17 protein-coding genes are annotated in these 20,985 nt (G+C 48.1%); 15 read left to right on the forward strand and 2 right to left on the reverse strand.

Features of this window, described 5'->3' with window-relative positions:
- The first annotated feature begins 739 nt into the window (after positions 1–739).
- The 13 genes from pucL to ASG85_RS26055 all read left to right on the forward strand — a co-directional run bounded on the left by pucL (position 740) and on the right by ASG85_RS26055 (position 16,975).
- Complete coding sequence (gene pucL, locus ASG85_RS25985; RefSeq protein WP_060648156.1) at positions 740–2,209, forward strand: factor-independent urate hydroxylase; 1,470 nt, start codon at positions 740–742, stop codon at positions 2,207–2,209.
- Positions 2,206–2,562, forward strand: coding sequence for a hydroxyisourate hydrolase (gene uraH / locus ASG85_RS25990; RefSeq protein WP_060648157.1), 357 nt, complete (start codon positions 2,206–2,208; stop codon positions 2,560–2,562). Before pucL ends, uraH begins: the two co-directional genes overlap by 4 nt.
- A gap of 47 nt (positions 2,563–2,609) precedes the next feature.
- Entirely contained in the window at positions 2,610–4,010 is a 1,401-nt protein-coding gene (locus tag ASG85_RS25995; RefSeq protein WP_060648175.1) for an allantoinase, read from the forward strand.
- Between the two features lies 1 nt (position 4,011).
- Positions 4,012–5,292, forward strand: a complete 1,281-nt coding sequence (locus ASG85_RS26000) for a M20 family metallo-hydrolase (protein WP_060648176.1) — start codon at positions 4,012–4,014, stop codon at positions 5,290–5,292.
- Positions 5,279–6,523 carry a pyridoxal-phosphate-dependent aminotransferase family protein gene (locus ASG85_RS26005; RefSeq protein ID WP_060648158.1) on the forward strand — a complete coding sequence of 415 codons (1,245 nt, stop codon included), beginning with the start codon at positions 5,279–5,281 and terminating at the stop codon, positions 6,521–6,523. The genes ASG85_RS26000 and ASG85_RS26005 overlap by 14 nt, the downstream gene beginning before the upstream one ends.
- On the forward strand, positions 6,517–8,112 hold the full coding sequence (gene ggt, locus ASG85_RS26010) for a gamma-glutamyltransferase (RefSeq protein ID WP_060648159.1): 1,596 nt from the start codon (positions 6,517–6,519) through the stop codon (positions 8,110–8,112). The genes ASG85_RS26005 and ggt overlap by 7 nt, the downstream gene beginning before the upstream one ends.
- 34 nt (positions 8,113–8,146) lie before the next feature.
- On the forward strand, positions 8,147–9,136 hold the full coding sequence (locus tag ASG85_RS26015) for an XdhC family protein (RefSeq protein ID WP_060648160.1): 990 nt from the start codon (positions 8,147–8,149) through the stop codon (positions 9,134–9,136).
- Positions 9,137–9,141: 5 nt separating this feature from the next.
- Positions 9,142–9,777, forward strand: a complete 636-nt coding sequence (locus tag ASG85_RS26020) for an NTP transferase domain-containing protein (protein ID WP_156396814.1) — start codon at positions 9,142–9,144, stop codon at positions 9,775–9,777.
- A 1,206-nt stretch (positions 9,778–10,983) separates the two neighbouring features.
- Positions 10,984–11,904, forward strand: coding sequence for an FAD binding domain-containing protein (locus tag ASG85_RS26035; protein WP_060648164.1), 921 nt, complete (start codon positions 10,984–10,986; stop codon positions 11,902–11,904).
- Positions 11,888–14,341 carry a molybdopterin cofactor-binding domain-containing protein gene (locus ASG85_RS39405; protein WP_060648165.1) on the forward strand — a complete coding sequence of 818 codons (2,454 nt, stop codon included), beginning with the start codon at positions 11,888–11,890 and terminating at the stop codon, positions 14,339–14,341. Before ASG85_RS26035 ends, ASG85_RS39405 begins: the two co-directional genes overlap by 17 nt.
- The gene (locus tag ASG85_RS26045) at positions 14,334–14,819 is read left to right on the forward strand and encodes a (2Fe-2S)-binding protein (RefSeq protein WP_057301944.1); all 486 of its coding nucleotides are present in this window, start codon (positions 14,334–14,336) and stop codon (positions 14,817–14,819) included. Before ASG85_RS39405 ends, ASG85_RS26045 begins: the two co-directional genes overlap by 8 nt.
- Before the next feature lie 8 nt (positions 14,820–14,827).
- Positions 14,828–15,976, forward strand: a complete 1,149-nt coding sequence (locus ASG85_RS26050; RefSeq protein ID WP_060648166.1) for a BMP family ABC transporter substrate-binding protein — start codon at positions 14,828–14,830, stop codon at positions 15,974–15,976.
- Positions 15,977–15,997: 21 nt separating this feature from the next.
- Positions 15,998–16,975 carry an aromatic ring-hydroxylating oxygenase subunit alpha gene (locus ASG85_RS26055; RefSeq protein ID WP_060648167.1) on the forward strand — a complete coding sequence of 326 codons (978 nt, stop codon included), beginning with the start codon at positions 15,998–16,000 and terminating at the stop codon, positions 16,973–16,975.
- A 100-nt stretch (positions 16,976–17,075) separates the two neighbouring features.
- Here the strand turns inward: ASG85_RS26055 and ASG85_RS26060 are convergent, their stop codons facing one another.
- Together ASG85_RS26060 and ASG85_RS26065 are read right to left on the reverse strand one after the other, a co-directional pair.
- On the reverse strand, positions 17,076–17,513 hold the full coding sequence (locus ASG85_RS26060) for a hypothetical protein (protein WP_057301941.1): 438 nt from the start codon (positions 17,511–17,513) through the stop codon (positions 17,076–17,078).
- A 243-nt stretch (positions 17,514–17,756) separates the two neighbouring features.
- Complete coding sequence (locus ASG85_RS26065) at positions 17,757–17,957, reverse strand: hypothetical protein (protein WP_060648168.1); 201 nt, start codon at positions 17,955–17,957, stop codon at positions 17,757–17,759.
- A 70-nt stretch (positions 17,958–18,027) separates the two neighbouring features.
- On the opposite strand from ASG85_RS26065, the gene ASG85_RS26070 reads away from it, so the two are divergent.
- Both ASG85_RS26070 and ASG85_RS26075 read left to right on the forward strand, forming a co-directional pair.
- Entirely contained in the window at positions 18,028–20,349 is a 2,322-nt protein-coding gene (locus ASG85_RS26070; RefSeq protein WP_057301939.1) for an ATP-binding protein, read from the forward strand.
- Positions 20,346–20,984 (forward strand): response regulator transcription factor, encoded by a 639-nt coding sequence (locus tag ASG85_RS26075; protein WP_057301938.1) that lies wholly within the window; start codon positions 20,346–20,348, stop codon positions 20,982–20,984. The genes ASG85_RS26070 and ASG85_RS26075 overlap by 4 nt, the downstream gene beginning before the upstream one ends.
- Position 20,985: the final 1 nt, after the last annotated feature.

Here is a 20,985-nt window from a genome sequence, read left to right on the forward strand (position 1 = left end):
TGGTCAAATGGAAGCGTTAAGCTGCCCTATGAACCAGAGAGCCGAGGTGTATTTTTTTGACTCTAGGCTAAGCGAAGATTTTCCCTTGTTTATCCTTTCAGCTACATATTGTATAAAGTGCAACAATTTCTACCTGAATTCCGCTTTTCTCACCGGTTGTTGCATCAAGTACAACAATAATTACCTTATAAGGCCATTTTGCAATAAATGGGATCGAAATGTTGTACGAACTGCAACTTCAAATAGCAAAATTGCTATTTGGCTTGTGAATTGTTGCATTATTTACAACATGAGATGTGTAATCGCGAGAGCCTATGAGGGGTTCCATGTACTCGGAATAGAGCAGCTAAAAATGCTTATTTGTTCGAATTGCTGCTGTTTACAGGCATAAGCAAGTTACGGGTGCTTATTGTTCGTTCTTGAGCCCAGAAGGTAAGGAATTGCAGCAGATAAGCACGCTGTGTGGTCTTATCTCACAAAAAATCGCGAAGTTGGCCGGAATAAGATCATCTGGCTTGCTTATTTATCCCCGAGAACAAATTGTAGAGAACCTAGTCGTAGGCTAGGTTTATTTTAATGATGACACGAAAAGGTGCAGGCTCACAAAAAAAGTTACTGATGTTATGAAAGTTTACAAACTTCTTTCATATAAATTGACCATGATACACAGCGCATTTACAATGAAACAAATCTTGATAAAGAATGGTTGGAATTTTCAGAGAAATAGAGGTGACGGGTAGTGAAGCTGACGCTGCATAAAGTGAATGAATTGAATCAAGAAGATTTCATCGATTGGTTCGGCCCTCTATTTGAGCACTCGCCATGGGTGGCAGAGCGGGCATGGAGCTCGCGGCCTTTTGCGACGGAGAAGGAATTGATCAGTGCTTTTGAACGTGAGGTTTGGCTTGCTGAGCGGGTGGAGCAGCTTGCGCTGCTTAGAGCGCACCCAGACTTAGGAACGCGAGTGCGGATGACAGATCAATCTGTACAGGAGCAGTCCGGGGCCGGTTTAAACCAACTAACAGCTGAAGAATATGAACAATTTCTAGCTTACAACAAGCGGTACACGGAAACCTTTCAGTTTCCTTTTATTATGGCTGTAAAGGGCCAGACCAAAGAGACCATTCGAGAAGCGATTCACACCCGGATACATCGAAATAAGGAAGACGAGCTTGCGAAAGCTTTGCAGGAGGTTTGTAAAATTGGGCGGTTTCGCCTAGAGGCACTGTTAGTCAATGAAGCGGAGGCGAAAGCGATGAAGCAAGCGAACCGATCGGAGAGAATCATGTATTACGGCAAGGGTGATGTATGGGTATATCGTTCATATGCAAAGCCGCTGACGAATCTGACATTAATACCGGAGTCGGGCTTTACGGGACGAGATAATGTGCTGTTCGGGATGAATATCAAGGTGGCGGTTAGCGGAGAGAAGTTTTTTACCTCTTTCACAGAAGGGGATAACTCGATGGTTGTTGCCACAGACTCGATGAAGAATTTCATCCTGCGCAAAGCTGGCGAGTATGAAGGCGCAACTGCTGAAGGGTTTCTAGAGTTCGCCGGACGCCACTTCCTAGAGACGTACCCACAGATGACAGGTGTGAAGATGACGGCAGATCAAGTATCTTTCGAAGTGCTGCCGGTTCCTGGCGCAAAAGGATTTGAAGGTAGTGATCTCGTATACCGTTATTCGCAAAATGAACATCCGACCGCGCTGGTTGAAGTCGTACGCACAGACGAGGGAATAACTGTCGTGGAACATGCAGGCGGCATCGCTGACTTAAAGCTGATTAAGGTGAAAGGAAGTTCCTTTGCGGGCTTCGTTCGCGATGAGTATACGACGCTTCCTGAATCTTTTGACCGTCCTTTATTTATTTTCTTAGATATGGCTTGGAGCTATGAAGAAGTGGCGGATGCACTAGACTCTGACCTTGGACGCTATGTGGCTGCTGAGCAAATTCGTGATATTGCGCATACCGTATTCCATGAGCAGCATTCACCGTCGATTCAAAATCTTATTTATCGAATCGGGCAGCGCTCGCTCACTCGTTTTCCTCAATTAAAAGAAATTCGCTTTGAGTCTAACAATCGCACGTGGGAAACGATTTTGGAGCAAGCTTCCGTTGGTGAAGGTAAGGTGTTTACAGAGCCTAGACCGCCGTATGGTTTCCAAGGCTTTTCCATGACAAAGAATGACCTGGAGGGACTATGAGCGTTGGTTTAACATCGCACGTACTGGATATTAGCAGTGGACGACCGGCTAGAGGAGTGAAGATTGATTTGTTTCGTCTCCAAGACGGGCGCACAGAACTGCTTCGCTCGGAAGTAACGAACGCGGACGGCCGCGTTCAGGGAGCGATGCTTAGCGGGGATGATTTTATACCGGGAATTTACGAGCTAGTCTTTCATATAGGAGATTATTTCAGAGGAATTGGCACTGAGCTCTCAGAGCCTGCTTTCCTGGATCAAGTACCGGTTCGGTTTGGTATATCGACCAGAGATGCTCATTATCATGTGCCGCTTCTAATTGCGCCATGGGGTTATAACACATATCGAGGAAGTTAACGCTGCAGGATGGCTGCAGCATGAAAGACTCCGAGGGAGGGATTCGTATGACTAACCAATTTGACCTCGTAATTCGAAAAGGTACCGTAGTCCTGAGAGAGGAAGTACGCCAGTTAGACATCGGTATTCAAGGTGGCAAAATTGCTGCTCTAGGCGAAAACCTCGCGTACTCGGAGGATACACCTGTCTATGATGCGGAACATTTGCACATTATGCCGGGGATGGTTGATGCGCATGTTCATTTCAATGAACCAGCACTCGGCCACTGGGAAGGGTTTGCTACCGGATCAGCGGCGCTCGCGGCTGGCGGATGCACGACATATATTGACATGCCACTGAATGGCGTGCCTCCTACGGTTCGGCTAAGTGCGCTTGAGCGGAAGCTGGCAGCGGCTGAAGGACATTCCTTGGTCGATTATGCGCTTTGGGGTGGGCTTGTTCCAGGCAATGTGGGCAATCTACAAGAGCTTGCGGAAGCTGGCGTCATTGGATTTAAGGCGTTCATGTCCTGTCCTGGTGGAGAAGGGGAAGATATTTTCGCTGAGGTAGACGACCTGACCCTTTACGAAGGGATGAAAGAAATTGCCCGCTTGGGGCTAGTGCTCGCACTTCACGCTGAAAGCGAGGAGATCGTATCCAAGCTGGCTGCGCAGGCACTCGCGGAAGGCAGACGCGGGGCGTTGGACTTCGTCGCGACGAGACCGATTGCAGCGGAGCTGGAAGCGGTGAATCGCGCACTGTTCTACGCCGAGGAGACGGGCTGCAAGCTGCACTTCGTGCATATTAGCAGCGCGGAAGCTGTGCAGGCCATCACGGAGGCGAAGGCCAAAGGACTGGACGTCACGGTGGAAACGTGTCCGCATTACTTAGTGCTTACTAGCGCCGACTTGGAGCGGCTTGGATCAGTTGCCAAATGTGCGCCTCCGCTGCGCACATCGGAAGATCAAGCTCAGCTGTGGGCGGCGCTGGCAGAGGGGCAGTTGGACATCCTCGCCTCGGATCACTCGCCTTGCCCTACTCATATGAAGCAAGGGGATTTCTTCGAGGCGTGGGGCGGGATATCCGGCGCGCAAAGCTCGCTGGAGATTATGCTGGACGAAGGCTACCTACGCAGAGAGGTACCGCTAACTATGGTATCGCGGATGCTATCCCTTGAGCCAGCAAAGCGGTTTGGGCTGCATCCCCGCAAAGGTGAAATCGCTTTAGGTGCGGATGCTGATTTTGCTTTAGTAGATATGAAGCTGAGCTATTCACTTCAGGATAGTGATCTCCTTTACCGCCATAAACATAGTCCTTATGTAGGGAAAGCGTTCGGATGTCGAGTGAGGGCGACTTTCGTGCGAGGTGCTAAGGTGTATGAGCTTGGTGAAGGGGGAGCGGAGAAAGCAGACCGAGATGGGATTTGGTTGCGCCACGCAGCAGTGATCGGAGGTGAAGACGGTGGCTAAAATGACACCGAACTCGCTGGATTTGCTGACACAATATGCAGAGCAGATGCTCGAAGTACTGGAATGGCTTTCCTCGTATGGCGCTGACCCAGAGGGGGGAGTCACCCGTTTGTTATATACGCAGCCATGGCTGCAGGCGCAGCAGGCTCTAAACCAAAAAATGCACGAGCTGGGGCTGGAAGCAGGCTTCGATACCGTTGGTAATGTATTTGGAAAATTGCGAGGGAGCAAGCATGCTTTGAAGTCAGTTCTCACAGGTTCTCATGTAGACACGGTAAAAAACGGCGGTAAATACGATGGGGCATACGGCATAGTGGCCTCCATGATGGCACTTGGTTATTTGAAGACTGTTTATGGAACTCCAAAACGAACTCTTGAAGTGGTTTCATTTTGTGAGGAAGAGGGAAGTCGCTTCCCGTTGGCTTATTGGGGCTCTGGAAATGTGACGGGTGTGAGGTCGCTGACTGGAGTCTCAGGGATTGCTGATTTTGAAGGTGTGACTCTGCTTGGGGCAATGCAGCAAGCTGGATTCGACACTGTGAGTGTAAGTGAACACCCTGCGAAGCGCGAAGATATAGGAGCGTATATTGAGATTCATATCGAGCAAGGCTCTGTCCTGGAGTATAAGCAGAAGCAAATTGGCGTTGTTACAGCTATCGTAGGTCAAGTTAGGTTAACGGTAGTTGTAACGGGCACCTCGAATCATGCCGGGACGACTCCGATGACGATGCGAAAGGATGCTCTTGCAGGAGCTGCGGAAATGGTGGCTCTGACAGAGCGGATGGCGCTGGAAGATGGGGAACCGCTTGTAGCTACCGTTGGTCGTTTGGAAGTGAAGCGGGGAACATCGAATGTGGTACCGGGGGAAGTTGAATTTACGCTGGATATTCGGCATACTGACGAGTGGAAGATGGATGCTTTTCGTGCGAGATTATTAGCTGAGTTTGAAGTAATCGCGAAGCGAAGAGATCTTCAAATAGATACGCTTGAAAATTTACATGCTTCGCCTGTGGCTATGCATGAAGGGATTTCGGCAGAAATTGAAGCTGCCTGTGATACCTATGGGCTCCAGAGTATGCGGCTGCCTAGCGGGGCAGGACATGATGCTCAGTTGTTCGGGCCGATATGTCCGACAGCGATGATCTTCGTTCCAAGTCGCGCTGGCATTAGCCACAGTCCTGATGAGTTTACGGAACCGACCGAACTGGTCGCGGGGTTCCAAGCACTGGTGCATGTGTTATACCAATATGGCTATGGGGGGAAAGTAGATGAAATCTTATAAAGACTTGTCGCCCTCGCTGCGAACTATAATGACCCCAGGACCTGTGGAGGTCGACCCGCGGGTACTGCGGGCAATGTCTTATCCGATTCTGGGACAATTCGATCCTGAATTCACTGAACTGATGAATGAGACGATGGAAATGCTTCGTGATGTTTTTCAAACACAAAATCAATGGGCTTATCCAATAGATGGCACCTCACGTTCAGGGATTGAGGCAGTTTTGGTAAGTGTGATTGAACCGGGGGACAAGGTACTTGTTCCTATTTATGGCCGCTTTGGCAATCTGCTTGTGGAAATCTCGGAGCGCTGCGGTGCGGAGGTTGTCCTGCTGGAGAAAGAATGGGGCACGGTGTTCGATCCAGAGGAGATCATCGCTGCCATACACCGGGAAAAACCGAGTATCGTTGCGATCGTCCACGGCGAAACATCCACGGGTTGTATCCAACCGTTTGATGGCATCGGAGCAGCCTGCCGTGAAGTGGATGCCCTGCTTGTTGTGGATGCCGTCGCTACGATTGGCGGTGTCCCGGTTAAGACAGACGAATGGCAGCTGGATGCTGTTATTGGCGGAACGCAAAAGTGTCTATCCGTCCCATCCGGCATGTCGCCAATTACGTATAATGAGCGAGTCGAAGCCAAGGTTATGCGACGTAAAACCATTGAACGAGGACTCCGTGAGAAAGGTTCGGCGGTGTCAGCTGGCAAGCCAGTCGCGAGCAACTATTTCGACCTGGGCCAGCTTCAGGACTATTGGAGTCCGAAACGGCTCAATCATCATACGGAGGCAACCTCGATGTTGTACGCTTTGCGCGAGGGCTTGCGTCTTGTCCTGCAGGAAGGCCTAGAAAATCGATATCGTCGTCATCAGTGCCATGAGGCTGCATTAGTTGCAGGCCTTCAAGCAATGGGCTTATCGCTATATGGGAATCCGGATTGTAAGCTGACAGTTGTGACCTGCATCCGTATTCCAGATGGAATCGCTGGTGAATCTGTGCGGTCGATGCTGTTAAATAGTTTCGGCATTGAAATCGCCAGTTCTTTCGGACCGCTGAAGGGTCAAATTTGGCGAATCGGCACGATGGGCTTTAGCTGTAATCAAAAAAACGTTCTCCACGTGCTTGGTGCACTGGAAGCCGTTCTCCTATGGCACGGCGCCGATATTACTGTCGGCAAGGCTTTGCAAGCCGCGTTAACGTTATATGCTCGTAAAGAGGAGGAGCTGCCATGTTAAACATCATGCCGCGAGCCGAGCGTGCTATGATTGCTACGCCTCATTATTTGGCTAGCAGTGTGGGGAGTGCCATTTTGCAGCAGGGAGGCAATGCATTCGATAGCGCGATTGCGATCAGTGCGACGCTAGGAGTCGTCTACCCGCACATGACGGGGCTTGGCGGGGATGCCTTTTTCCTCATGCATGATGCAGCGACGGGTACTTTTACGGGCTTTAATGGAAGCGGGAAGTCAGCTGCGCTGGCGACGCCTGATTTTTACAAAGATAAAGGGTTAAATACGATTCCGCAAAGAGGAATTCTAAGCGCGATAACTGTTCCGGGCATGGTCGATGCCTGGTGGCAAGTATGGGAGAAGTACGGGAAGCTGCCGTGGGAGAAGCTGCTCGACCCAGCTATTGCTTATGCGGAAAATGGTTTTCCTATCTCGCGCAATTTGCTTTTTTGGATGCGTAAGGACGAGGCTTTCATTCGGGCTTCTGAGCAGCTGAGTGCCTTGTATATGGCGAACGGCGAGCTTTTGAAGGAAGGAGATCGTCTTGTTCAGAAAGACATGGCCCAAACGTTACGTATCGTTCAACTTGAAGGTAGAGAGGCCTTTTATAAGGGTTCCTTCATGCAAAAGGTTGTTGATAACATTCAGCGGGATGGTGGATTGCTGCAGGAAGATGATTTCCGTACTTATTCGGGAGAATGGGTGGAACTGCTTTCAACAACATACCGTGGATATGAGATTTATCAAATGCCGCCGAATTCACAAGGATTCACAGCGCTAATGATGATGAATATGCTGGAAAATATAGAGGTTAGTGCGGTTCCGCGGGCCTCCGCGAATTTTTATCATATGATGTCAGAAGTGATCAAAAAGGCGTTCAAAGACCGTGATCTTTACTTGACGGATCCCCGTTTTCGGGAAATTCCGCTGGAGCGTTTGCTTTCTAAATCCTATGCGGCGGAGCTCTGGAATGAGATACAAGCGGAACCTTTCAAGGTGAGTGAACACCTATCACCAGCGATCGGGCAGGATACGGCTTATGCGGCTGTTGTTGATGATGAAGGGAACTCGGTCTCGTTTATACAAAGCTTGTATTTCGACTTCGGTGCTGCTTATGTGCCAGGCGATACGGGCATTATTATGCAAAATCGAGGTTCTTATTTCTCGCTGGATCCCGCATGCGCGAACGTTCTAGAGCCGAACAAAAGGTCATTTCATACGTTAATGCCTGCCATGGTGAGCAAAGCGGGGAAACCTTACATGCTTTTCGGTACACAGGGTGGAGAAGGTCAACCGCAAACACAGCTGTCCATCTTGACAGGCGTGCTCGATTATGGATTGTCCATTCAAGAAGCCATATCGCTACCGCGTTGGGTATACGGCCGTACGTGGGGGGAAGATGGCGATGCGCTGAAGCTCGAGCACCGTCTGGATGGCGATGTGTATGCGCGTTTGAAAAGGTGGGGGCATCGTGTTGAACCTGTGAACCCTTGGGATGGGATTATGGGGCAAGCGCAGGGCATTGTGATTGATGAGAAAGGTTTTATGAGCGGTGCTGCGGATCCTCGGGGCGACGGTTTAGCGATCGGCTGGTAGGACGATAAATCCATAAGGCGAGGTGCGATGAGTGATGGAGGCTTATGACATTTTGCAAGCGGTCGAGAGTAATGCTCAGGCGCGTGTATTAGCGACGGTCATTCATGTGGAAGGTCATGCTTATCGCAAGCAAGGGGCGGTTATGCTGCTGATGGCGGATGAAAGCTCGCTAGGCAGTATTTCTCCCGGCTGTTTGGAAGCGGATCTGTCCGCATACGTATCTGCTGTATGGGAGTCGCAAAAACCGCAAATGGTGGAATACGACATGAGACCGGCAGATGATTTCGGCTGGGGTGAAACGATTGGGTGCGGCGGGTTGATTCGTATCCTGCTGGAGCCTGTTTCGGGGGAGCTGCTTGTTAACTTGCTGGTGGTGAAAGCTAGCTTGGATCGCGGGGTGGCCGTGAACCTACTTCGCACATACTCGGATGGGTATTCGAATATAACGTATACGTTGTGTCATCCCGATGAGGGTGTGCCTTCAGACCGACACGCTGTATACGCCTCGTTGTTTACGCCGAAGCCGAGGGTAATTGTGTTTGGGGCGAATCCAGATGCGATTCCGCTTGCTCAAATGGCGGCAAGTGTTGGGTTTCGCGTGGTGGTAGCGGACTGGCGCGAAGCTTTCTGCAATGTGGAGCGTTTTCCGGAATCGGAGACGGTCGTAGCTTTTCCAGAACAATTAGTGGAACAACTAAAGATGAATGCGCAGGATTATGTCATCGTGATGAGTCACCAGTTTGAGAAGGATGCAGCATTTGTGCGGGGAGCTATGGAGTCAACCCTGCGCTACCTCGGTATCATGGGTTCGAGGGATCGAACGGAGAGGATGCTTGAAGGACTAGAGCGGCCGGATTGGCTGCATTATCCCGTTGGTTTAAACATTGGCTCGGAAGGCCCTGTCGAAAATGCAGTCAGCATAGTAGCTGAATTGATACGTATGAAGCGTGGTGTTCGCACGACTGGAGAGTGGACCTCCTCTGTAGCCATGGGGCGAGATATCCAAAGCTGCCGCCCTTGGTGAGCATTGTGAAGAAGAAAATCGTTGGTGTGTACTTGGCTGCAGGCAGCAGCAAACGGATGGGGACAGCGAAGCAGTCGCTAGAAATGGCTGAAGGCGTACGACTTGGCGGTGTTGCTCTGCTGCAAGCTCTTCATTCCGAACTGCATAGTGTGGTTATTGTCGTGCGTGTTGGGGATTCCTTGGATTGGTTACCAGAAGAAGCTCACATGCATATATTATTGGGCAGATGCCGGATTGAGATATGCGCGGATGCTGAAAGCGGGATGGCGCACTCGCTACGCACGGGGATCCAGGTGGCGGAAGAGATGGGTGCAGATGGCATCTTAGTTCTGTTGGCGGATCAGCCTTTCGTAGATGGACAGATGTTATTTCGCCTTACGAATACGTTTAATAAGGAAGCGGGCTACGATTATATCGCCAGCGGGGATAAGGGGATGCCGAAGCCTCCTGTTATTTTGGGGCGAGGAATGTGGCCAGCGGCGGCTGCTTTGGAAGGGGATGCCGGAGCGCGATCCTTATTTCACTTGCCAGTGTACCGTGGTCAAATTGTCGAAGAGGAAAATCAGTTGAAATTTATGGATATTGACACCGTAGATCGCTACGAACAGGCGAAAAAAATATTTTCGCACCAATATATGTGAACTTAAATAACATAAAAGAGAGTGTGAGTGCATTATTACTAATAATGCGCTATTTTTTTATACAAAAACACAAAGTGATGTTAAGTTAGTTGACTCGGTTTTCAGATATTGTTTATAGTATATCTAATTTATATGCGGATGGCTTTTGAATAAATGGGAACTTAGTTCACAAGATTTGCACCAAACCTAAAATGGGTAAACCCCATGTCAGAGCCCCTCAAGTGGTGGCTGTAACGATGAAATTCATCGCTAAAGTGTGGGGAATGAGTGAAAGTGTATCTATAACGATGAAAAACAAGCTTAAAGTGGTAAACCCCATGTCAGAGCCCCTCAAGTGGCGGCTGTAACGATGAAATTCATCACTAAAGTGTGGGGAATGAGTGAAAGTGTATCTGTAACGATGAAAAACAAGCTTAAAGTAGTAAACCCCATGTCAGAGCGCCTCAAGTGGCGGCTGTAACTATGAAATTCATCGCTAAAGTGTGGGGAATGAGTGAAAGTGTATCTGTAACGATGAAAAACAAGCTTAAAGTGGTAAACCCCATGTCAGAGCCCCTCAANATGAAATTCATCGCTAAAGTGTGGGGAATGAGTGAAAGTGTATCTGTAACGATGAAAAACAAGCTTAAAGTGGTAAACCCCATGTCAGAGCCCCTCAAGTGGCGGCTGTAACGATGAAATTCATCGCTAAAGTGTGGGGAATGAGTGAAAGTGTATTTGTAACGATAAAAAACAAGCTTAAAGTGGTAAACCCCATGTCAGAGCCCCTCAGGTGGCGGCTGTAACGATGAAATTCATCGCTAAAGTGTGGGGAATGAGTGAAAGTGTATCTGTAACGATGAAAAACAAGCTTAAAGTGGTAAACCCCATGTCAGAGCCCCTCAAGTGGNCTAAAGTGTGGGGAATGAGTGAAAGTGTATCTGTAACGATGAAAAACAAGCTTAAAGTGGTAAACCCCATGTCAGAGCCCCTCAAGTGGCGGCTGAGACGATGAAATTCATCCCTAAAGTGTGGGGAATGAGTGAAAGTGTATATGTAACGATGAAAAACAAGCTTAAAGTAGTAAAACCCCATGTCAGAGCCCCTCAATTGGCGGCTGAGACGAAAGCTCAGTAATGGTTACAAAGTAAGTGTTCCTACGGAAAACTCAAGTATCTCTTACGAAGTAAGTTTTTCTAAAGAAAAAAACTTTAAGGAGGGTTGTTCATGTCAGTTCCTTTGTACCAGCTGCCAGAGCAGCAGCCTTCAGTATGGCAGCCTACGAGTGTAGAGGAAGCTATGCGTTTGAAGCATAAATGGGGAGATGACTCGGTACTCATTGCTGGGGGAACCTGGCTGCGTACTCGCTGGGAAAACGGTCATTCACCGCTCCCACAGCATTTAATTAGCCTTGGAAATATACCAACTCTCTCGGGATTAACGATCGATTCTCAAGGGCGAATTCATATAGGGCCAGCCCTTTGTTTATCCGATTTGATGAAAAATGAGCTGGTTAGGCAAAGATGCGGACTCCTAGTGCAAGCCTGCTCGGAGATTGCAGCGCCCTCTGTTCGGAATTTAGCCTCTATCGGAGGCAACGTAATGTCACGAACGGGGGACCTGATACCTGTATTGCTTGTGATGGACGCCCAAATCATTTGCTCGGATGGGCAGAATGAACGTTCACAGGCGTTGACGGATTGGCTGGAAAGTTCGATTTCGACCCAGAACGAGGTAATGACAGGGATCGTGGTGCAAACGGCAGCTCAGATTAATGCGGAAGAGGGAAGCCGCTATGAGTTTTATCTAAAGGTGGGACGAAGGGAAGCGTTCACCCCATCGGTTGTAACAGTAGCTGGGAGACTAGCGCTCGGAACGGAAGGAACCCTCACAAGTATTGCATTAGCTGCAGGTGGAGGAAGCGCTGTTCCAGCAAGGTTTAAAGATCTGGAGGCCGCTGCCATTGGCCAGCCTTTATCCAAGGAGCTTCTGAAGTATCTGCATAAGGGTGTGTTCGCGGAATTTGATGCTGTGGCTGATGATTATGCCGGTGTAACCTATCGCAAGCAGACAGCGGCCAATCTCATCGTTTCTGAATGTTATAAAGCGTGGCAAAAAGGGGGCGGAGCGGATGCTCCTAGGTCGTGATACGTATGCAAAAAAGTGGATTATCCGACCTGACGGTGAGGAAAAGGTAACCGGTAAGCTCCGATATCTCACGGATTTAACAGCACCCGGCATGCTGCATGGGAAGGTACTTCGCAGTCGTTATCCTCATGCATGGATTCTTTCCATCGATACAAGCAAGGCGATAATGATTCCCGGTGTGCGCGTCGTGGTAACGGCAGAGGATGTGCCTGGGATGAATTTATTCGGCATTGCCTTCCCGCATCAGCCTGTGTTCTGTCATGAACGTGTTCGTTACATGGGGGATGCTTTGGCGGCAGTAGCTGCGGATACGGAAGAGATCGCTGAATATGCGCTTAGCTTGATTGAAGTTGATTATGAGCCATTACCCGTTGTAGATGATCCAGAAACGGCGCTAGACGCGAGTGCGATTAGGCTGCATCCCGATGGCAATCTGCTTCACCGAACCAGCTTGAAGCATGGGGAGGCAGAAACGGCATTCGAGGGGTGTGCACATATTGTTGAGGAGACGTACTTTACGCCTCGTCAAATGCACACTTACATGGAAACAGAGGGCGGCTTATTTATCCCAGAGGATGATGGCCGATTGACGGTTTACTCGCCGACGCAGCATGGTTACAAGGATCGGATGCAGCTGTCAAGGATTCTAGGGATGACTGAGGAGCAGATTCGGGTCGTATCCAGTCCGATTGGAGGATCGTTTGGCGGTAAGGATGAGCTCAATGTGCAGCCCTTCGGTGCCCTGATGGCATTGAAGACGGGATCTCCAATCAAAATGCACAATTCGCGGCGTGAATCGGTCATATCAGGTATCAAACGGCATCCGATGCGGATTAGGATGAAGACCGGCGTGGATCAAGAGGGACGTCTCGTCGCGCATCAAGTCAGCATTCTTGCGGATACTGGCGCCTATGCAACCTTGGGTTGTGAGGTATTGAATTTTGCTACGGAACATGCGATAGGACCTTATAACATTCCGAATGTAGATGTTCAGGGGACGAGTGTATATACGAATAACGGTGTTTCCGGTGAGTTTCGGGGCTTTGGCGGCAATCAGGTGATTTTTGCCATTGAAAGCCAGATTGAGCGGTTAGCCGAGAAGCTCGGTATGGACTCCTGGGAGCTGCGCAAGCTGAACTTGCGTGCTCCAAGCGACCCGGGGCCGATGGGACAGAAGATTGTGCAGACCGAGGGAGCGAGCCAAGTGTGGAGCAAGGTGAAGGAGTCGCCGCTCTGGGCGAAGCGCAGGAAACTGAAGCGGGAGGGCGATGAAGCGGTACAGCAGGGCGCGGGCAAGAGGAAGCAAGATGAAGCGGTAAAGCAGGGCGAAGGCGAGAAGCAGCAGGATCCAGCGGAGAGGCTGCAGGGGGCAGAGCGGGATGACGAGAGCGAAGGTCACAAGGGCGAAGATCACAAGAGCGAAGATCAAGCCCCGTGGATCCGCCGAGGCGTCGGCGCAGCGATGGTGATGCACGGCGCCGGGCTCGGCCTGGGCATCCCGGATCACTCCGGCGGACGCATCGAGCTTACGCCGGAGGGCAAGATCCAGGCCTCCTTCGGCTTCGAGGAGTTCGGGCAAGGGCTTTATGCAGCGCTCACGTTGATGCTGCAAGACTTTTTCGGCTGCGCCGCCGAAGACATCCGCATCGTCATCGGCGATACGGATCGCGTGCCGAGCAGCGGATCCAGCACCGCTTCGCGCGCCACCACGATGATGTGGCGCGCACTGCAGCGGCTGAAGCCGCCGTTCGTGCAGGCGCTGCTTCAGCAGGCGTCTGCACTCGCCGGCCTCGCAGCCGAAGAGCTGGCAACCGGCGCAGGCGGGATTCATCGCAAGGGCGATGGATCGGGTAAGCCGGTTGTGACGTATGCGGAGTTGGCGGAGGCTGCGGAGGCAGCAGCCCAGCCGATTATCGCGCATACGGAGTTCGATTACCCGACGACGCCGGAAGGGCTAGTCGGCGCTCATTATTTATATTCCTACGCATCCGTCATCGTGGAAGTGGAAGTGAACATGCTGACGGGGCGAGTGAAGGTGCTGCAAACCGATCACGTCATAGCAGCAGGTCCTGTTATTAATCCGATGGGGTTCCTCGGGCAGATCGAAGGCGGCAGCGTGATGGCACTGGGATTTACGTTGACCGAGGATGCTGTCATGAAGGACAGCAATTACGTCCGGCATAATTTGGACACGTACCTGGTTCCAACCTTCAAGGATAGCCCTCATACCATTCGGGTAGAAGCGATCGAAGATTTGCCCGAGGGTGATACATTTGGCCCGCGCGGGGTTGGCGAAATCGGCTCCGTCGGTTTGGCCCCGGCCATTACCGCAGCGGTCCGGCAAGCAACGGGGATTTGGGTAAATCGACTTCCGATTTCACCGGAGAACATCGTGCAGTCCATCGACTGGTTAGAAGGGGTGGAGGCCATTGATTAATACCACATATGTGCTTGAATGTTCCATTAACGGTAAGGCTGTTGCGGTACCGGTCCCTGCTTCCAAACGGATGTCGGATATCCTGCGCGATGACTTACTTTTAACAGGAACCAAAGTTTCTTGTGAGATAGGGCGATGTGGAGCCTGCATGGTACTGCTTGATGGTAAACCCGTTAATTCTTGTCTGCTCATGGCTTATCAAGCGGCGGGTAAGGAAGTAACGACTATTGAGGGGATATCTGCAGGGGAAGAGCTGCATCCTGTTCAGCAAGCTATGTTAGAGGAAGGAGGGCTGCAGTGCGGTTATTGTACCGCTGGTATGGTCGTTACGCTTACGGCTTTATGGGAAAAGAATCCTACCCCGACTAGGGCGGAGGCCGAAGAGGCACTGTGCGGCAATATATGCCGATGCACGGGCTATGAAGGCATTTTCAGAGCGGTAGAAAGATGTGGTTTGTCGATAAAAAGAGAGGGGTAGAAGCCATTATGACAAAAAAAGGGATGTTTTCCTTAACAGCTATCTTACTTATGTTCCTAACCGCTTGCTCTGGACAATCAACTACGACTAGCACCACGACCGCACCTAATGCATCCCCAGCTTCAACCCAAGCTGCTAATACAACGCCGTCATCAGTGGAGAAAAAGCTGCCTAGAGTCGCTTTTGTCTATATCGGGGTTCCCGGTGATGGAGGCTGGACCTATGAGCATGATCAAGGCCGTTTAATGTTGGAAAAAGAGCTCGGCATCAAAGCAACCACGGTTGAAAATATTCCTGAAGGTCCTGATGCGGAGCGTGTGTTTGAAGAGTTAGCCCAGAAAAACGATATTATTTTCGGAACGTCCTTTGGTTATATGGACCCGATGTACAATGTAGCTCAAAAGCACCCGAAGGTGACATTCCTACACGCAACTGGCTATAAAACATTGCCTAACCTAGGGACTTACATGGGGCGCGAATACCAAAGTGCTTATCTCGTAGGTATGGCGGCCGGTAAAATGACCAAGAACAATCACTTAGGTTATGTCGGTGCATTCCCAATTCCAGAAGTTATTTATACCATTAATGCTTTTACACTCGGTGCGCAAAGCGTTAATCCGGACATTGATGTGTCTGTGGTTTGGAGTAATACTTGGTTCGATCCGGCGACGGAGAAGCAAGCTGCGATTTCTTTGCTGGATAAAGGCGTTGACGTTTTGGCTGCGTACCAAGATTCTCCGGCAAGTATTCAAGCTGCAGCGGAACGCAAGGTTTGGGGGATTGGAAACGATTCGGATATGGGCCGATTTGCACCTGAGACGTATATTTCGAACCCGAAATGGAACTGGGGACCTTACTATGTGCAGACGGTTAAAAGTGTCATGGACGGGACTTGGAAATCCAGCGCATATTTCGGAAGCATGAAAGAAGGCATTACAGATATAGCTCCTCTAGGTAAAAACGTGCCAGCCGATGTTAAAGCTCTTGTCGAGAAGAAGAAGCAAGATATCTTGAATGGTACCTTCGACGTATTCCAAGGACCTATCGTGGATCAAGATGGCAAGACGCGTTTTGAACAGGGTAAAAAGATGACAGACGAAGAGATTTTGGGCACAACCTGGTTTGTTAAGGGCATTAAAGGTGTCATTCCTAAATAAGCATGAGAGGACGTAAGGACGATGACGATACAAGATATTGCTTTGATTGACGAGTGGCATCCGGTGTTGTTGTCGTCAGAACTGTTAGATAAGCCTATACCTGTCATCGTGTTAGGTGAAAAAGTGGCTGTATTCCGCACTTCGCAAGGCGTCCACGCCTTCAAGGACCTATGTATTCATCGGGGAGTACCACTATCGCTGGGCAAAGTGAAGGGGGATGAACTTGTCTGTGCTTACCACGGTTGGTCCTATAACGGCTGCGGTACTTGTACGCGAATTCCGTCTCTGCCTGCTGATCGAGCGATTCCCTCCAAGGCGAAAGCGTTCGTCTACGCATGTGTAGAGGCACATGGTTTTATCTGGGTGACCTTAGGTGCACCGGTTCATTCGCTGCCAAAAGTGAGTGCGTATATCCCTGACGGCTTCAAAGAAGTCATTATGGGACCTTACACTCTGCAAGCTGCAGGACCTCGTATTATAGAGAACTTCCTCGACGTATCCCACTTGATGTTTGTACATGAGGGTCTACTGGGTGATAGTGAATTTGCCGAAATTGGGGATTATCAGGTTTCCGAGGAGGACGGTGTCCTTACTTCAGAGGAAATTGTCGTCTATCAACCCGACCCGGATGGAACGGGGCGCGGCGTACATAGCCGATACGTATACGAAGTGTTCGGTCCGCTCTGTGTCGCTTTCACCAAAAGAGACCGCGATACGGATCATATCTTCCGGTTGTTCTTGATGGTGCTGCCGGAAACGGAGCAGACGAGTAAAGCGTTCATGTTGAAGCAGAGGAACTATGCTTATGAGGAACCTGATGAGGTTTTCGTTCAGTTTCAAGATCTGCTCATTGAGCAGGATCGTGAAATGGTCGAAAACCAGAAGCCAGAGCTGCTGCCGCTCGATCTTCAAGCGGAGCTGCACCTGAATACAGATCGCTTGAGCATCGCGTACCGCAAGCGGCTTCGGGAACTTGGCGTCACCTTCGGGACGGCTTAGGGGTTGAATTGAGCGCTGCGGCGCATGGGAGAATAACCGAGTTGGTTCTTCTTCCATGCGCCGCAGCGTTCTTTATTAAGTGATTCCATATGTTTTCTCGTTATCTTTTTTTCCTGCTATTCTTCATTAGCGTCATTCTCCTGGAATGGCGCAGCCAAGAATAATAGGATCGTAAGTCACGCAATTCCATGGTTTTAGACATAAATCCAAGGAAGGTGATGACAATCATTCTATGTAAGGGTTTGCCGACCAGATCGGTTTCGTTCTCTACCTCAGTAAATTGCACGACCATTAGTAAATCATCATCGATAACGTATACTTCTTCTTCGTTGCGGTAGTAGGGCGCTATTTTGCCACTCTTAAGCTTATCCCACAAATACTTACATATATCCTCAAGACTCGTTTCTTCCTCTTCCACACGAGTGATCCATCGAGTATGGGCATGATGGGTGATGACAATATCGACGATCTTTTTGTCAGCTAGTTCGATATAGAAGGGCTCATAGGTACTCCATCGGCTCATTAGTTTATCTTTCATACCTTGAACTCCTTTCTTCTCATCCATGCAAAGAACCAAGTGTGTTTTCCATATATATACTTATTATCATAAAGTTAACTTGTATGAAGGGCATCACATAAATCATTTCACTGATTTCTGAGTATTTTTCATACTCGTGCAAAAAATGCAAAAACCATTACATGAGAACGAAAAAAAGGATTGCATGATTAGCCGGGGCTAATTATACAATCCTTTTTTTATTTGGTAAAATAATACTAGGCATTAATCCCATTTACTTCTTGGTTCAGATGGTCCTTTTTTTCTAGTATCTACTGTAGAATAAAAGGTTTTAAACACTGCTGCTGACTCTTTTTTAGATAAAGATAGCTCATTTAAGAAAGGGCTTGCATCTTCGCGTGAATTGACGCGTGTCAACTTGTGAACAGCATCATGTAATTGCGGAGTTAATTGGATGATAGGCATATAGTCACTCCTTTCTCGAACGATTAGACTACAATTGTATTATAGCAAATAAATGGTAGGGTGGTAGATTATGAGAAATAAATATGGAGTTGCGTTTTGTATATCGATTTTCGTTATATTGCAAGTGTGGTTCTCGTATATTACCTTTCAATCCCCTTATATAGGGATTTATCTTGAATTAACTCCACAGCAACAATGGGTGATTAACGAATTGGATCAGGAAAGCGCCAGTATGAAGCTGGACGTTAAAGTAGGCGATATCGTCAAGCAAGTAGACGGTAGGCTTCCCGATGCATTCCCGAATGTTCAAAAATGGAGAACGGTAGAGCAAGCCCATACATTGTTGATTAGTAGAGGCGGGGATGAGCACAAGATCGATGTAAACATCAATAGCACGGCCATATACGATGTGGTTCCGCTAGTAGAGGAATTCGTGTGTCTGTTTATGGCTGTTTTCCTTTTTGGAAAAATGCGCCGTTCTCCATCAGCCAGGCTGCTCGCAGCTGTTTTTCTAACCATGACAATCATTTACACGAGTCTAGGTGCTTCTGTGAGGGGAGATACTGTTGGAAAAATTGTAATCACCAGCATGATGATGGTATTGCCGATTGTATTTTTTCACTTTCTAATTGTCTTTTTCAAGGAAAAAGGTAATTTGAACTTGCCGTCTAGGATTTTGAAATATTTGTATGCGATAGCGATAGTAGGATTTTGTATAAGATGCTTGCTCCTTTACCCTTCGATAGCATATACGATTCATAGTTATAATGGCTCAGTAACTTTAGGCTTTTTCATTAGCGTCACTTTATTCAACTTGTGTGTATTAACGATTATGTATTTCAAAGTCCGTAAAGAAAAGTCCTACGTGTCCAGCATTGTAAAAAACGTTTGGTTATCACTGTTTATTTCTTTTTTACCGGTCATCAGCTTCTCCTTTCTTCCACAAGTAATTGTTGGACATTGGATTATTGATGCCATATATACAAATGGGTTTATTTTATTGTTTCCCATCTCTTTTGCATACCTGATTGCTTCCAACCAGTTATATGATATCGGTCTTGTGTTCAGGCGATTTTTGTTCGCTGGTCTGTTGGCTATTTTACCAGCCAGCCTGTTTACAGGGGCATATGCTTTCTTATTTCGCCATGTAGTGGATGAAAAGCAAATTCTGTTCGTTTTCGTCGGGTCGATGCTACTAATTTCTACGGTGCTGTATGCAGCCGAATATTTGACAACGCGGCTTGAACCGTTTTTGTTCCCGCGAAAATTCGCCCTGCAGTTGGCTTTGAAGAAAATCTCCAAAAACCTAGGAACCATTTCCAGTTTCCGTGAGTTGAAAGAAATTATACTCTTGGATATTGTTGGTACACTTCAGGTCATGGGTGGAGCCATTGTGTTCCAGTATAAGAACGAAACCGAGATCATTTACGAAGGGGAAATAGATACTTCAGAGGTTAAGCAGCTTGTCAACTCATCATCCTTGCTCGATCATCCACTATATACATGCTTGGAGATGAATAGCCACGAAGAATATACGAGTTATTTAATAGTGACACGCAAAAAGACAAACACGATGCTTTCGAACGAAGAGAGGCAGTGGTTGCAGCTAATTACATCCTATTTGGAAGTTAGCTTGGAAAATGTCCACTTGATCCGCAAGTTAACAGCTAGATTGCAGCAATTAGCTTCCGAGCTTCCTCAAGAAACGGCTGCGAATGATATTTTATGGTTTCGTAAGGTGATGTTTGAACTTCAGGAAGAGGAACGAATTCGAATTGCTAGCGATCTTCATGATACGACGATGCAGGATCTTTTCTTTCTCAAAAGAAGAATATCCTCTCTTGCAGATAAGTCAACGATGCATCAAGAAGATCAGGTGCTGTTGAAAAATATGAATAATTTTGTGGAAATGATTAATGCCAGCCTACGCCAAAGCTGCTTTGAGTTAAATCCCCATTTGCTAAAAGAGGTAGGTCTGATTCAAACGTTGAAGATGTATTTGGAGAAAGAGTCATATACAACACCATTTGAGCTTGAATTTGATGCAGGACATTCTGCTGTCATCGAAACCAAAGATTTGCTTACTAAGCGGCATATATTTCGAATCGTCCAAGAGCTGCTTAATAATGCAAAAAAGCATTCTCAGGCTTCCAAAGTTAACTTCCGTATAATGGAAAAAGATAATTACTTTTGCTTAATATATGAGGATGACGGGGTAGGATTTCGTGACAGAGACGAAGTTCATCTAGAGATTGGTGCATCAGGCATGGGGATTGAACAAATGAGAAGCAGAGTCTTGCATGTGGGTGGACGCTTTGAGCTCAACACACATAACGGAAACGGAACGAAATTTATAATTACAATACCAACGGAGGAAGTGATTTCAGCATGATTGAAGTCGTCAAGACATTGGTTGTTGATGATCATCCTTTATTTGCGCGTGCGACCAAGACATTATTAGAAGAAATAGATGGTATAGAAGTTATCGGTGTTGTCGCTAATGCCAAACAATGCTTGGAACAAGTAGAGCTGCATCAGCCAGGCCTCGTATTTCTAGATTATCAACTTCCCGATGTATCCGGTACAGAAGTCGCTGCTCAGTTAAAGGACATTTATCCGAATATGCATATTGTTATTTTTACGGGAATTGATATACAGGGCATCTTGAATAAACTAATCGAAATCAAAGTAAGCGGCGTTCTATCGAAGGAGTCGAGCGAACGAACGATTAAAAATATGGTGAATTGTATGTTGGATGGCCATACGATGCTGCCGTTATCATTCTTTCACCAGATGCAATTAAGTGGAGAATCTGCCAAGGATGACTGTGTGTTGCTAGAGGAAGAAGTACTCATGATGAACATGTTGGTCAAGGGGGCGACTCACGATCAAATTGCAGAACGCATCTTTATGAGCAAGCGAACTGTTGATAATTATTTACGTAAGATTTACGACAAATGGGGCGCCAAATCAAGAACAGAAGCACTAGAAAAGTTTATTAAAAGCAAATATTATACGCAGGCTTAGG

The organism is Paenibacillus sp. Soil724D2 (genome assembly GCF_001427935.1).
In the GTDB taxonomy this organism is placed as follows: Bacteria; Bacillota; Bacilli; order Paenibacillales; family NBRC-103111; genus Paenibacillus_E.

Coding starts and splice junctions, on each gene's coding strand:
- uraH (WP_060648157.1), top strand. CDS start 2,206: ATGAGCGTTGGTTTAACATCGCACGTACTGGATATTAGCAGTGGACGA.
- ASG85_RS25995 (WP_060648175.1), top strand. CDS start 2,610: ATGACTAACCAATTTGACCTCGTAATTCGAAAAGGTACCGTAGTCCTG.
- ASG85_RS26000 (WP_060648176.1), top strand. CDS start 4,012: ATGACACCGAACTCGCTGGATTTGCTGACACAATATGCAGAGCAGATG.
- ASG85_RS26005 (WP_060648158.1), top strand. CDS start 5,279: ATGAAATCTTATAAAGACTTGTCGCCCTCGCTGCGAACTATAATGACC.
- ggt (WP_060648159.1), top strand. CDS start 6,517: ATGTTAAACATCATGCCGCGAGCCGAGCGTGCTATGATTGCTACGCCT.
- ASG85_RS26015 (WP_060648160.1), top strand. CDS start 8,147: ATGGAGGCTTATGACATTTTGCAAGCGGTCGAGAGTAATGCTCAGGCG.
- ASG85_RS26035 (WP_060648164.1), top strand. CDS start 10,984: ATGTCAGTTCCTTTGTACCAGCTGCCAGAGCAGCAGCCTTCAGTATGG.
- ASG85_RS39405 (WP_060648165.1), top strand. CDS start 11,888: ATGCTCCTAGGTCGTGATACGTATGCAAAAAAGTGGATTATCCGACCT.
- ASG85_RS26050 (WP_060648166.1), top strand. CDS start 14,828: ATGACAAAAAAAGGGATGTTTTCCTTAACAGCTATCTTACTTATGTTC.
- ASG85_RS26055 (WP_060648167.1), top strand. CDS start 15,998: ATGACGATACAAGATATTGCTTTGATTGACGAGTGGCATCCGGTGTTG.
- ASG85_RS26060 (WP_057301941.1), bottom strand. CDS start 17,513: ATGAAAGATAAACTAATGAGCCGATGGAGTACCTATGAGCCCTTCTAT.
- ASG85_RS26065 (WP_060648168.1), bottom strand. CDS start 17,957: ATGCCTATCATCCAATTAACTCCGCAATTACATGATGCTGTTCACAAG.
- ASG85_RS26070 (WP_057301939.1), top strand. CDS start 18,028: ATGAGAAATAAATATGGAGTTGCGTTTTGTATATCGATTTTCGTTATA.
- ASG85_RS26075 (WP_057301938.1), top strand. CDS start 20,346: ATGATTGAAGTCGTCAAGACATTGGTTGTTGATGATCATCCTTTATTT.